General features: G+C 66.1%; 12 protein-coding genes. 5 read left to right on the top strand and 7 right to left on the bottom strand.

Going from position 1 to position 12874, the window contains the following annotated elements:
* The first annotated feature begins 10 nt into the window (after positions 1-10).
* Both ACHQ4I_RS03090 and ACHQ4I_RS03085 read left to right on the top strand, forming a co-directional pair.
* Positions 11-1951: a fumarate reductase/succinate dehydrogenase flavoprotein subunit gene (locus ACHQ4I_RS03090; protein WP_420770092.1), complete on the top strand. Its 1941-nt coding sequence runs from the start codon at positions 11-13 to the stop codon at positions 1949-1951.
* 2 nt (positions 1952-1953) lie between these two features.
* A complete protein-coding gene (locus ACHQ4I_RS03085) occupies positions 1954-2700 on the top strand; it encodes a succinate dehydrogenase/fumarate reductase iron-sulfur subunit (protein WP_420770091.1) in 747 nt (248 codons plus the stop codon).
* Positions 2701-2754: 54 nt separating this feature from the next.
* On the opposite strand, the gene ACHQ4I_RS03080 is transcribed toward ACHQ4I_RS03085, so the two are convergent.
* The 4 genes from ACHQ4I_RS03080 to ACHQ4I_RS03065 form a co-directional block, all read right to left on the bottom strand.
* Entirely contained in the window at positions 2755-2952 is a 198-nt protein-coding gene (locus ACHQ4I_RS03080; RefSeq protein WP_040697654.1) for a hypothetical protein, read from the bottom strand.
* Positions 2953-3119: 167 nt separating this feature from the next.
* On the bottom strand, positions 3120-3344 hold the full coding sequence (locus tag ACHQ4I_RS03075) for a DUF397 domain-containing protein (protein WP_420770090.1): 225 nt from the start codon (positions 3342-3344) through the stop codon (positions 3120-3122).
* Between the two features lie 14 nt (positions 3345-3358).
* A complete protein-coding gene (locus ACHQ4I_RS03070; protein ID WP_420770089.1) occupies positions 3359-3556 on the bottom strand; it encodes a DUF397 domain-containing protein in 198 nt (65 codons plus the stop codon).
* Complete coding sequence (locus ACHQ4I_RS03065) at positions 3553-4458, bottom strand: helix-turn-helix domain-containing protein (RefSeq protein ID WP_420770186.1); 906 nt, start codon at positions 4456-4458, stop codon at positions 3553-3555. The genes ACHQ4I_RS03070 and ACHQ4I_RS03065 overlap by 4 nt, the downstream gene beginning before the upstream one ends.
* Positions 4459-4842: 384 nt before the next feature.
* On the opposite strand from ACHQ4I_RS03065, the gene ACHQ4I_RS03060 reads away from it, so the two are divergent.
* On the top strand, positions 4843-5133 hold the full coding sequence (locus tag ACHQ4I_RS03060) for a hypothetical protein (protein WP_420770088.1): 291 nt from the start codon (positions 4843-4845) through the stop codon (positions 5131-5133).
* Positions 5133-5339, top strand: a complete 207-nt coding sequence (locus ACHQ4I_RS03055; RefSeq protein ID WP_420770087.1) for a hypothetical protein — start codon at positions 5133-5135, stop codon at positions 5337-5339. Before ACHQ4I_RS03060 ends, ACHQ4I_RS03055 begins: the two co-directional genes overlap by 1 nt.
* A gap of 185 nt (positions 5340-5524) precedes the next feature.
* Here ACHQ4I_RS03055 and ACHQ4I_RS03050 read toward each other — a convergent pair whose 3' ends face one another.
* Entirely contained in the window at positions 5525-6472 is a 948-nt protein-coding gene (locus ACHQ4I_RS03050) for a DNA-3-methyladenine glycosylase family protein (RefSeq protein ID WP_420770086.1), read from the bottom strand.
* 324 nt (positions 6473-6796) lie between these two features.
* On the bottom strand, positions 6797-9721 hold the full coding sequence (locus ACHQ4I_RS03045; protein ID WP_420770085.1) for an FAD-binding and (Fe-S)-binding domain-containing protein: 2925 nt from the start codon (positions 9719-9721) through the stop codon (positions 6797-6799).
* Positions 9722-10123: 402 nt separating this feature from the next.
* Here ACHQ4I_RS03045 and ACHQ4I_RS03040 point away from each other — a divergent pair, with 402 nt between their 5' ends.
* Positions 10124-12004: an ABC transporter ATP-binding protein gene (locus ACHQ4I_RS03040; protein WP_420770084.1), complete on the top strand. Its 1881-nt coding sequence runs from the start codon at positions 10124-10126 to the stop codon at positions 12002-12004.
* Positions 12005-12070: 66 nt separating this feature from the next.
* Here the strand turns inward: ACHQ4I_RS03040 and ACHQ4I_RS03035 are convergent, their stop codons facing one another.
* Positions 12071-12865 (bottom strand): class I SAM-dependent methyltransferase, encoded by a 795-nt coding sequence (locus tag ACHQ4I_RS03035; RefSeq protein ID WP_420770083.1) that lies wholly within the window; start codon positions 12863-12865, stop codon positions 12071-12073.
* Positions 12866-12874: the final 9 nt, after the last annotated feature.

Below are 12874 nucleotides of genomic sequence, written 5' to 3'. Positions count from 1 at the left end.
TTTCGCGGCCATGCCAGAAGTGGAACGGCACAAGTACGACGTCGTCGTCATCGGTGCCGGTGGCGCCGGACTGCGCGCGGTGATCGAAGCACGCGAACACGGTCTCTCCGTCGCGGTGGTGTGCAAGTCGTTGTTCGGCAAGGCGCACACCGTGATGGCCGAGGGCGGTTGCGCCGCCTCGATGGGTAATGCCAATGAAAAGGACAACTGGCAAACCCATTTCAAGGACACCATGCGCGGTGGCAAGTTCCTCAACAACTGGCGCATGGCCGAATTGCATGCCCAGGAGGCGCCCGATCGGGTGTGGGAGCTGGAAACCTATGGGGCGCTGTTCGATCGGACGGCCGACGGCCGGATCAGTCAGCGCAACTTCGGCGGCCACACCTATCCGCGGCTGGCGCACGTCGGCGACCGCACCGGACTCGAGATCATCCGGACGATGCAGCAGAAGATCGTTTCGTTGCAGCAGGAGGATTTCGCGGAGACCGGCGACTACGAGTCGCGCATCAAGGTTTTCGCCGAATGCACCATCACCGAACTGCTCAAGGACGGCGACCGGATCTCCGGCGCGTTCGGCTATTGGCGCGAGTCCGGGCGGTTCGTACTGTTCGAGACGCCCGCGGTGGTGCTGGCGACCGGCGGCATCGGCAAGTCCTACAAGGTCACCTCCAACTCGTGGGAGTACACCGGCGACGGACACGCGCTGGCGCTGCGGGCCGGGGCGACGCTGATCAATATGGAATTCCTGCAGTTCCATCCGACCGGCATGGTCTGGCCGCCCAGCGTCAAGGGCATCCTCGTCACCGAGGGTGTGCGCGGTGACGGTGGGGTGCTGAAGAACACCGACGGCAAGCGGTTCATGTTCGAGTACATCCCGCCGGTCTTCAAGGGGCAGTACGCCGAGACCGAGGAAGAGGCCGATCAGTGGCTGCGCGATAACGACTCCGCGCGCCGCACACCGGATCTGCTGCCACGCGACGAGGTGGCCCGGGCCATCAACTCGGAGGTGAAGGCCGGACGCGGCACCGAACACGGCGGCGTGTACCTGGATATCGCCTCGCGGCTGCCCGCCGAGGAGATCCGGCGGCGGCTGCCCTCGATGCACCATCAGTTCAAAGAGCTTGCGGACGTGGATATTACGAAGGAGCCGATGGAGGTCGGCCCGACGTGCCATTACGTGATGGGCGGAATCGAGGTCGAACCGGATACCGGTGCGGCCACCGTGCCCGGATTGTTCGCCGCGGGTGAGTGTTCGGGCGGTATGCACGGCTCGAACCGGCTCGGCGGCAATTCGCTCTCGGACCTGCTGGTCTTCGGTCGGCGCGCCGGGCTCGGCGCGGCGACCTACGTCGAACAGCTGACCACGCGGCCCACGGTTGCCGACACCGATATCGCCGCGGCCGCGAAAGACGCGGTGGCGCCATTCGATCCGCCCGCCGACGGGACCGGGGAGAACCCGTACACCCTGCACACCGATCTACAGCAGGCGATGAACGATCTGGTCGGCATCATCCGCAAGGACCACGAATTGCAGGAGGCCATCACCCGCCTCGCCGACCTGCGCACGCGCTTCGACAATGTGGTGGTCGAGGGGCATCGGCAGTTCAACCCGGGCTGGCATCTCGCCCTCGACCTGCGCAATATGCTGCTGATCAGCGAATGTGTCGCGCAGGCAGCGCTTTTGCGCACCGAGAGCCGAGGCGGGCACACCCGTGACGACTTCCCGGCCATGGATCCGGGCTGGCGCAACAAGCTGCTGGTGTGCTCGGTCGATCCCGCCGACGCGAACGGACCGGTGCCGGGCGTGCGGGTCGTCCCCGAGGACCAGATCCCGATGCGGGAGGACCTGCTCTCGCTCTTCGACCTCGGTGAACTCGAAAAGTATTACAACCCTGCCGAACTCGCCTCCCATCCGGAGGCTTCGGTTTCAGCCACGGAAGGCGAGGCGTAAGAATGGGTTACGACGCCAAGTTCCGCGTGTGGCGCGGCGATATCGATGGCGGTGAACTGCACGACTTCACCGTCGAGGTGAACGAGGGCGAGGTGGTGCTCGACATCATCCACCGGCTGCAGGCCACCCAGGCGCCCGATCTCGCGGTGCGCTGGAATTGCAAAGCGGGCAAATGCGGTTCGTGTTCGGCCGAGGTGAACGGTCGGCCACGGCTGCTGTGCATGACCCGAATGTCGACCTTCCAGCCGGATGAACTGATCACGGTCACGCCGATGCGCACCTTCCCGGTGATCCGGGATCTGGTGACCGATGTGTCGTTCAACTACCAGAAGGCCAGGGAGATCCCGTCTTTCACGCCGCCGGACGATCTGAAGCCGGGCGACTACCGGATGCAGCAGGTCGATGTGGAGCGCTCGCAGGAGTTCCGCAAGTGCATCGAATGTTTCCTGTGCCAGAACACTTGTCACGTGGTCCGCGACCACGAGGAGAACAAGGCCGCCTTCGCCGGTCCGCGTTTCCTGATGCGGATCGCCGAATTGGAGATGCATCCGCTCGATGTGGCCGACCGTCGCGATCTGGCTCAGGAAGACCAGGGGCTCGGGCTCTGCAATATCACCAAATGCTGCACCGAGGTCTGCCCGGAACATATCAAGATCACCGATAACGCCCTGATCCCGATGAAGGAACGGGTGGCGGATAAGAAGTACGATCCGCTGGTTTGGTTGGGCAACAAGCTTTTCCGACGCTGATCAGCTGCCATTGGACCACCGGCCGGGTGTGAAAGCCCGGCCGGTCGGCGCACCCTATAGCAACGCGACGACTCCGACTGCGACGACCCACACCAGCACTCCGACGAACAGCGCCGAGAGGAACGAGCCGGTGAGGACGAAGACGCCGACCGCCGACACCGCGAAAAGCAGTGCCACGATCAGCCATTCCACCCAATCGCCCGGCCGCAATTTCTTGTACCGGGGGTGGGAACTCTTGAGCCCACGGTCCACAAGTTGTTGTCTACCCGTAATCAGCCTCGGCAAACGCGGTTCCGTTGTCGAATCTGCGCTATTTCGTGATCTTCTCGCGCATATCCGATCATCAAGTCGCTGAACGACTCTGGCCGCAAGTGCCGCGGACCCGGCGGGTATCCCTTGCCACCGCCGGGTCGGTCGCACTACTCGGGACGGTCGAACTCACCGTCGTGCACGCCCGCGGTGAAGGCGGCCCATTCACCGGGCGTGAAGATCAGGACCGGCCCATCGGGGTCCTTACCGTCACGCAATGCGACGTGACCGGCCTCTAGTAGCGCCACTTCCACGCTGTCCTTACCCGTGCCCGTACCGGCCTTACGCCAGACCGCATCGGTCAGATCGACATTCGCGCCCTTATTAATGCTCACGCCGCACAACTCCCTCAGAACTCGCCACCCGCCACACCGGCGGTGAAGGCATCCCATGCGCCCGGGGTGAAGACCAGGGCGGGTCCACTCGGATTCTTGCTGTCGCGTACGCCGACTCGACCGCTGTCGAGAAAGGCGACCTCTACGCAGTCCTTACCCGCACCGCTGTGGGTGCTCTTGAACCACTGTGCGCCAACCAGATCCATACTCATGCCACATACTCCTTCGCTATCTGCCGCAGCAGATGCCTACTGGGTTGAATATCCAGCGCGCTGCGCTGGAGGCACTCGTGCGCACGATCGTACCGCCGTACATCAGCATGTCTTTCGAGGTAGAGATCCCCCGTGAAGCCCTCGGCGTACACCACCGGCGGCTCGACCGGCTGGCCCTTACTATCGGTTCCGAACGCCAGAATCGTGAACGGTCCGGTGGAAACCCCGAGTGGAACACCGGCCGCGAACGGCAGGATACGCAGGGAGATGTTGGGCTGGGTACTGATATCGGCAAGATGACGTAGCTGCGCCGCCATCACTTTGGCGCCACCGACCACCCGGCGCAAGACCGACTCGTGCAACACCACATCCACCGTTGCCGGTGCGGCCTTGCGGGTGATCAAAGCCTGGCGCTGCAACCGCAATTGGACGCGGCGTTCGATCTCGGCATCCGAATCATCCGGATAGCCGAGGCGATTCAGGGCTCTTGCGTAATCGGCGGTCTGCAGCAGGCCGAGCACGAGTTCGGATTGGTAGGCGTTGAGTTGCTGGGCCGATGCCTCCAAACCGACATAGACGTCGAAGTTTTCGGGGATGAGGTCGCCGTAGGCGTGCCACCAGCTCTTGACGGCGGCCTGCTGGGCCAGGCCCTTCAGCCCGTCGGATAGTTCGTCCGGTATGCCGTAGATGCGGCAAAGCTCTTGGATATCGATGGTGCGGATGCGGTCTGCCTGGCCTTTTTCCAAGCGCTGCAAGGTACTCGCGCCCCACTCCATCAGCCTGGATGCTTCGGCGATGGTGAGTCCCGCCTGGGTTCGCCAATCTCGGAGATATCTGCCCAGCTGGCGCCTTGGTAGGGTAGAGGCGGCGTTGTCGGGGGATAGCCGATCCGAAGTTGCGATCCCCCTGGAAGAATGCCGGGAACTCTCTGACGCTCTTGCCGAACTCGCTGACACAGCACGCTCCGTTCTTCCGATGCAGACCCAAAGGTTTGCTCCGGGCGACCCCACAAGCTCGGTTCCCCGTCACTTCGCTTGGGCAGAGGGCTCTTTCGTCCACTATGGAGAATCCTCCCTTCCCACCTGGGTTTTGTGCTGGGAATTCGCGCCAAATCTTTGGATATCCAACAAGGACGTTGTTCGCGACCTGCCACGGTGGTGTGCTGGGAGTGTGCCCGGAGCGGAACAGGCGCATATCCCCTCCTCCTGCGAAACCTCCGGGCACACACCAGGAATCGCACGTAGGAACGAGGAGTCATGGCTGTAAGTGTCATAGCGTCGTCCTTGATGACCAGCGATTTGACCCCGCATCGAGCCCGCAGCGTCGGGCAGGAGAGCTGGGTGGTTTCCTATTTGCCCGGGCGCACACTGACCTGCGCCCAGGCGGTCGCAGCACTGCAGGTTGCCGAGGTAGTGCCAGCGCTGCTGGGCGCGGTCGGCAATCTCGCCGACGGGATCGGGCTCACCCCACTCGAGGCGTTGGGGATGGCGATCCGGCAGGCCCCATGGGACGACGGACCGATCTCCCGCTACAACCGACATGTCCGCTCGGTGCGCCGCCGGGCGGCGGTCGCCTGATGCAACTCACCAACCTGAACATGCACGTCGCCTCGCTACTGACCTGCGGGCGCGACCCTGGTGTGCTGACAACCGAACAAGCCCACGCCGCAATGCAATTGCATATCGACTGCACCGTCGACCGGTGCCGGGTCCGCCGCGCCGCGCGCACCACGCTGGTCGAGGCGGGCAAATGCGTGTTGGACGAGCGCGCGCTGCGGTTATGAGCGCCGCTGCCGCCGAGCCGACAGCCATCCTCGCGACCGCGCGCCAGCAACGTGTACCGCAGACGCTGCTGGATTGCCTGCGCGTCCTGCGGTGGGTGACGGCCGAATCGCTGGCCCATCGCCGCCGTAGCGCCGTTCGAACGAAGGACGGCCTGCCGAAACGTATTGTCCGGCGGCGGATCCGGTCAGTGCCAGGTGTGATCGGTGAGCGGGGTGCGCGGGCCGAACTTCGGCTTGTGCGCGTGGCCGCTGATCTCCAGCAGGCGGACGGCCCGATAGCGATGTGGCCGTAGCGGTTCCAGATATTCGACCATCGCGGCATCGTCGATGGGCTCACCGAGCAGGGTCCAGCCGACGATGGCCGCGAGGTGGTAGTCGCCGACCGACAGGGCGTCCGCGTCGCCGAAGGCGCGCTGGCCGATCTCGGCCGCGGTCCACACGCCGATACCCGGCACTGTCTGCAGGCGCTGGGCGGCGGCCGCGGGTTCCTCGGCGGCCGCCCGCTCCAGCGCATCCGCCAGCCGGGCCGCGCGCACGATCGTCTGCGCACGCTGCGGCCCGACATTGGCGCGATGCCAGGTCCAGGACGGGATCAGTCGCCAGGTGTCGGCGTCGGGCGGTAGCAGCAGGCCGGCGGGCGCTGGCCCCGGCGCGGGAGAACCGAACTGCCGCACCAGTTTTCGCCAGGACGCGCGGGCGGAGACGGTGTGCACCTTCTGTTCGAGTACCGCGGGCACCAAGGCCTCGAAGACCAGGCCGGTGCGCAGCATGCGAAGTCCGGGGAAGCGGCGGTGCGCGTCGACGATCTTCGGATGTTCCGGGGCGAAGTCGGACAGGTCCTCGTCCAGGCACAGCATCCGGTCGAGGCCGTCCAGGAATTCGGCCGCGCCGGGACCCCAGGCGCGGGCGTCGACGGTATGGCGATCGGCTTGGGTCAGGCGGTAGGTGACCGGACCGGTCGGCATCCGGGAGGCATGCCAGTGCGCGCCATCAGGGGTGACCTGGTGACACGGGTCGCCGCGGCCGCGGGAGAGCGGCGCGAGGGTGGGCGCGAGGTCGATCGGCGCCTCGGCCGTGACCGTCCTGGTCAGACCGGCTCGGATCTGGTCCGGCTCGGCCGTTTGGTTGCGCACCGCCTCATTGTGCCCGTCAGGTGTGCGGCGCGAGCACGGACCTCCTGTCGCGTATCGAATGTTGCGCGGCTCACCGCGGTTTCGGCCCGAATACCGAATTCGCGATAGCGATTCGGCATAATCGCAGATCTAGGCTATTTCGTAACGCGAAGAATGGGTATGGCGATATTGATGCGTTCGGCAAATGGCTGGCACTCGCCATATCGGAGGATTCGAATGATCACCAATGCGCTCAACTGGTTGCTCAATGCCTGGGGTGCGGTTTCCGCGGGCAGCTCGGGTTACCAGATTCCGCCCGGCACACTGCCCTTCGGCAGCTGAGGCTCATTCGCCGAGCAGGAATTGCGCAAGGTGTAGCCCTCCGCGGCCGCTCAGCTGCGCCGCCTGGGTGCGACAGGAGAAGCCGTCCGCGATCAAGATCGAATCGTCGTCGGCGTTCCGCAGTGCGCGGAGTAGGCCATTCTCGGCCACCGCGACCGAAATGTCGTAATGGCCGGATTGCATTCCGAAGTTTCCCGCGAGGCCGCAACATCCGGTGACCTCTGTCACATTTATACCCATGCTGGCTAACATTTGGCGATCGGCATCGAAGCCGAGCACGGCATGCTGGTGGCAATGCGGTTGCACCACTACGGATTGTCCCGTCCGCAGTGGCGGCCGCCAGTTCGGCTGTTCGGCAAGGAACTCCGCGAGTGTGCGCACGGCCGTGGCGGTCGCGGCCGCACGGGGGTCCTCCGGCAGCAGTTCCGGCAGGTCCGCGCGTAGGACCGCGGTGCACGACGGCTCGAGGCCGACGATGATGCCGCCGCCGCGCACATGCTCATCGAGTTCGCTCAGGGTCGCGCGCAGCCGTGCTCGCGCACCGTCGAGTTGACCGGTGCTGATCCAGGTGAGTCCGCAGCACACGCGGCGCTCCGGTATGCGGACCCGATAGCCGAGCGACTCGATCAATTGCACTGCGGCCAAGCCTATTTCGGGGTCGAAGACGTCTGTGAACGTATCGACCCACAGCAGGACCTCCTGGGACGCAACAGCCTGCCTGTGCGAGCCAACTGCCGATCCGGGCGATGGCGGGCCATCGATCGACTCCGGCGATCGGGCGATGTCAGCCGACGCGATCGCTGCCCCTCCACCGGTCGCGGACTGCGCTGCTCGAGGATGACTCGACGACTCCGCCTGTTCGTTCAGGTCACGCCAGATCCGGCGGAAACTGCGGTCCGCCAGCCTCGGAACCGCGCGGCGCGGATCGATTCCCGCCGCGCGCATACCAATTCGGCGCAGCCATCCGATATCGGCCGATGCGTTTACCGCGCGCGGCATTCGGCTCATGACAGCAAGCCAGCGCGGCAGCCAGCCCAGCGTGTAATGATCGATCGGACGCGGGCGGTGCCGGTAGCGGCGGTACAGCGCCTCGGATTTATAGGTCGCCACATCAACCCCTGCCGGGCAGTCCGAGCGACATGCTTTGCAGGACAGGCACAGATCGAGCGATTCGGCGACGGCCTCGGATGACCAGGGGAGTGCGCCGCGCACCACCTCCTGGAGCACGCGCGCCCGGCCGCGGGTGCTGTCCTTCTCGTCGGCGGTGGCCAGATACGACGGGCACATGAAGCCCCCGGTCGCGCGGGTATCGGCGCGGCATTTGCCGACACCGACGCAGCGGTGCACGGCCATGGCGATATCACCGTTGTCGTGCGGAAACGCGAATCCACCTGCGCTCTCGATCGGGCGCACCCCGACCAGCCGCAGATCCGCATCGATCGGACGCGGGGCGACCAGTACGCCCGGGTTCAATACATTGTCCGGATCGAAAAGTGCCTTGTACCCTGCGAATACGTCGAGCGCATCCGATGAGTACATGACCGACAGCAACTCCGAGCGGGCCCGACCGTCGCCGTGCTCACCGGACAGCGATCCGCCGTAACGGACGACCAACTCGGTCGCGTCCTGCAAGAACGCCCGAAAACGTCGCGGCGCATCGGCAATGGGCAGATCGAGGCGGACGTGAATGCAGCCGTCGCCGATATGTCCATAGAGCAGGCCGTCCACGCCATGGTCTTTGGTCAGCGTGGCGAAATCGCGCAGATACGCACCGAGATGCGCCGGCGGGACCGCGGCATCCTCCCAGCCCGGCCAGGCCGGATGACCCGCCGGAGTGCGACCGGCCAGCCCCGCGCCCTCGGCCCGGATGCGCCAGAGCGCCGCGGCGACACCGGGATCGGTGACGATCCGGGAGTCCAGCGCATCGACTGTCCGGCAGAGCTTTTCGGCCGCGGCATATGCCTCGGCGGCGGTGTCACCGGCGGATTCGACGAACAACCAGCCGCTGCCGCGCGGCAGTTCGGGCACGCCGCTGGTGGCGCCGCGGTGCACGCGCACAATGTCGACCAGTCGCGCGTCGATGCCCTCGACCGCGATCGGATCGCATGCCATCACGGCGGCGACATCGTCCGCGGCGGTGGCTATATCGGGATAGCCGAGCACCGTGAGCACCGTGGCCTGTGGCAACGGGACAAGGGCCACCGTGGCCTCGAGCAACAGCCCGCAGGTGCCCTCGGTGCCGACGAACGATTTGGCGACCGCCGAACCATGTTCCGGCAGTAGATATTCGAGTCCATAGCCGGAGGCCTGCCGACCGAATCGGCCGAGTTCGGTGCGGATCACCGCGAGACTCGCCCTGGTGAATTCGGGCAGCCCGGGAATTGCGGACGGATCGCCCGCGAGCGTCCTCGCCGCGCCGGTCCCATCGAGAATGCGCAGTTCACGGATGTTGTCCGAGGTGCGCCCCCAGGCCACCGCATGCGGCCCGCACGCGTTGTTGCCGATCATCCCGCCGAGCGTGCAGCGATTCTGCGTCGACGGATCGGGACCGAACCGCAGCCCGTGCGCCCCGGCCCGACGCTGTAGTTCCGAGAGGACGACACCGGGCTGGACCCGCGCCACCCGCTGCTCCGGGTCCAACTCGAGCACGGCATTCATATGTCGGCTGAAGTCCAGCACAAGCCCGGGGCCGATGGCATTGCCCGCCACCGACGTCCCCGCACCACGCGCGGTAACCGACAGCCCGTTGTTCCTGGCGAATTCGAGAGTGCGCGCCACGTCCTCGTCACCGCGTGGGAACACCACAGCTGTGGGGAGCACCCGATAGTTCGACGCATCCGAGGAGTACTCCGCGCGCCTGCGCGCGGACGCGTCGAGCGCACCCGCGATCCCACGCCGCAACCCCTCGATCACCCGCTCCTCGTCCACCCCGCCAGCCTATGCACGCCCGCGCCACGACCGCGAGATCCGCGCGCTTTATCGCATCGGCACTGTTGCCGGATCGAAGTTCGCGGGTCGCGCCGAAATTCGAGCGCGGCGATCAGCGGCCGGGCCAACTGACCATTGCGGCGAGGTGAGCACAAAGTCGATCCGGGAACTCGGGCGAAGGCCGCCCATCCCGGCCTCGCAGGGCGTACCGCGCCGGTGCGTGGGAGAGCGGGAGTTACGGAGATCGGCTCCGGTGCGACGGTCGACAACAGCCCTTTGAGCGGCGCGGCCGTTTCGCTGTGCGCGGAATCGGGACGGAATGGGCTTGCTCTCAACCTTTGTTGAGGTCTTAATGTCGGTGGCCAGGAGTTCCATGGGTGGGGAGCGAGAGGGAGTACGCAGGTGAGTATCGAATCGGTGGCCTGGAGCCAGATGTATCGGCGGGCGAACGCGCCGCAGGAGCAGCGGCCGTTCCGGCTCGCGACGGCGCGGCGCATCCTGCGGTTCGCAGGGCCGCATCGCCGCCGGATCGGTGCGTTCTTGCTGTTCAGTGTGGTGTCGGCGCTGCTTGCGGTGGCGACGCCGGTGCTGGCCGGTCGGGTCGTCAACGACATCGTGGGCGGCGCCGCGCCGCGGGTGGTGGTCATCCTCGCGATCGTGATCGGCGGGTTCGCGGTGGTCGATGCCGCGCTCGGGGTGATCATTCGCTGGCTGTCCTCGCGGATCGGTGAGGGGCTGATCCTGGATCTGCGGACGGCCGTCTTCGATCATGTGCAGAAGATGCCGGTCGCGTTCTTCACCCGGACCCGCACCGGTGCACTGGTCAGCCGACTGAACAGCGATGTGATCGGTGCGCAGCGCGCGTTCAGCGACACGCTCTCCGGGGTGGTCACGAATCTGGTGACCCTCGCGCTCACCCTCGCCGTGATGGTCCGCATCTCCTGGCAGATCACGCTGCTCGCGCTGGTTCTGTTGCCGGTGTTCGTGGTTCCGGCGCGGCGGATGGGGAATCGACTCGCGGGCATGCAGCGCGAAGCGGCCGGACTCAACGCGGCCATGAGCACCCAGATGACCGAGCGGTTCTCCGCACCGGGCGCGACCCTGGTGAAGTTGTTCGGACGCCCGCAGCAGGAGTCCGACGAATTCGCGCTGCGGGCGCGCCGGGTGCGCGATATCGGGGTGCGCACGGCGATGCTGCAGACCGTCTTCGTCACCTCGCTGACCCTGGTTTCGGCGCTGGCGCTCGCCCTGGTCTACGGACTCGGCGGATGGTATGCGCTGCGCGGACAGCTGGATGCCGGTGCGGTGGTTTCGCTTTCGCTGCTGCTGACCCGGCTCTACACACCACTGACCGCGCTGGCCAGCGCCCGGATGGAGATCATGTCCGCGCTGGTGAGCTTCGAGCGGGTCTTCGAGGTGCTGGATCTGAAGCCGCTCATCGAGGATGCGCCCGATGCCGTCGCGGTGCCCGCGGGTCCGGTCGCGGTGGAGTTGGACAATGTCACGTTCGGATACCCGTCGGCGGACAAGGTCTCGCTGGCCTCATTGGAGGATGTCGCGACGCTGGATACCCGTGGCGGGGTCGAGGTGCTGCACAATGTGTCGCTGCGGGCCGAACCCGGTCAGCTCGTCGCGCTCGTCGGTTCCTCGGGCGCCGGGAAATCCACTGTCGCCCAACTCGTTTCCCGGCTCTACGACGTCGACGGCGGCGCGGTGCGGTTGAACGGCACCGATGTGCGCGAGCTGAGCACGACCTCGATCCGCGATACCGTCGGCCTGGTCACCCAGGACGGCCACCTGTTCCACGACACGATCCGCGCCAATCTGCTGCTGGCCCGGCCGGAGGCGACCGAGGCCGAACTGTGGGATGCGTTGCAGCGGGCGCGGTTACGCAATCTGGTCGAGTCACTGCAGGACGGTCTGGATACCGTCGTCGGCGAACGCGGTTACCGACTCTCCGGCGGTGAACGCCAGCGATTGACCATCGCCCGGCTGCTGCTCAAGCAACCGCGCGTAGTGATCCTCGACGAAGCGACCGCCTCACTGGACTCGACCTCGGAAGCCGCCGTCCAAGAGGCGCTTTCCGAGGCGCTGGACGGCCGCACCGCACTGGTCATCGCGCACCGCCTGTCCACCATCCGCGCCGCCGACCAGATCCTGGTGCTCGAGGACGGCCGAATCGTGGAGCGCGGCACACACACTCAGCTGCTCGCCGCCGACGGACGCTACGCGGAGTTGTACCGCACGCAGTTCGCGGACGATCCGGTCGAGGTCGCGGCCTGAGCCCGAACCCATCGAAGCCCGGCTCACCCCGGGCTTCGGTGGGTACCTTCAGAAGTCCCGGCACCGTTATGACCGCACCAGCGCGATCGACGGCGGAATATTGCGCAGGATCGGCAGCTCGAACAGCGGCAGCAATCGCGGCAGCGGGCCGTTGGTCGGGGCGAAGCTGGTGACGGTGACGTCGGTGATTCGGGGCACCCAGCGTCGCAGCAGCGGCTCGATGTCGTCGCGCTTGATCCCCCATGGCATCGGCGGCACGGTGTAGTGCGCGTTCTTGCGGTGGCCCGCCAGCGTCTTGCGCGCGAAGTACGGCGGGATCGCGTCGAACATCAACGTCACCTGGTCGAACCGGTCGAAGATCGCGGTCACCAGCTCATGGACCTGCTGCTCTTCGAAGTACATGAACAGCCCCTGCGCGGTCACGAACACCGGACCGTCAGCGACCTCGTCCAGCCACGCGGAATCCAGTGCGCTCACGCCCAGATGGCGGCAGCGGTCAGTGGCGGGCAGGAAGCGCTCGCGGATCTCGATCGACTCCGGCACGTCCACGCATAACCACCGCACGCTGCCGTTGTCGCACCGCTGGAACTGCGTCTCCAGTCCGGCGCCGAGTTCTACGACCGTTGCCGACGGGTGATCGGCCAGCCATGGCCGCACCGCGCCGTCGAATAGCTTCGACCGCATGGCGTGCACGCCATCGGGTCGGCCGAAGCTGCGTTCGTAGTCGTAGTCGATCGCGTCATAGATCCGCTCGCAGGCGGGGTCGGAAATGATCCCGCCCGGTCGTTTCGACTCCGACGCCCGGTTGTGCAGCGTCCACAGCATCGTCTCCGGAACGCCGGTCAAGTTCGCAGACGTCATGACAGCCTC

This window comes from Nocardia nepalensis, from assembly GCF_048910785.1.
GTDB classification, from domain to species: Bacteria; Actinomycetota; Actinomycetes; order Mycobacteriales; family Mycobacteriaceae; genus Nocardia; species Nocardia nepalensis.
This window is presented reverse-complemented; position numbering and strand designations above follow the sequence as displayed.

Bases quoted from the DNA above. Each gene is read 5' to 3' on its own strand.
- ACHQ4I_RS03090 (WP_420770092.1), top strand. From the start codon at position 11: ATGCCAGAAGTGGAACGGCACAAGTACGACGTCGTCGTCATCGGTGCC.
- ACHQ4I_RS03035 (WP_420770083.1), bottom strand. From the start codon at position 12,865: ATGACGTCTGCGAACTTGACCGGCGTTCCGGAGACGATGCTGTGGACG.
- ACHQ4I_RS03055 (WP_420770087.1), top strand. From the start codon at position 5,133: ATGCAACTCACCAACCTGAACATGCACGTCGCCTCGCTACTGACCTGC.
- ACHQ4I_RS03085 (WP_420770091.1), top strand. From the start codon at position 1,954: ATGGGTTACGACGCCAAGTTCCGCGTGTGGCGCGGCGATATCGATGGC.
- ACHQ4I_RS03070 (WP_420770089.1), bottom strand. From the start codon at position 3,556: ATGAGTATGGATCTGGTTGGCGCACAGTGGTTCAAGAGCACCCACAGC.
- ACHQ4I_RS03060 (WP_420770088.1), top strand. From the start codon at position 4,843: ATGACCAGCGATTTGACCCCGCATCGAGCCCGCAGCGTCGGGCAGGAG.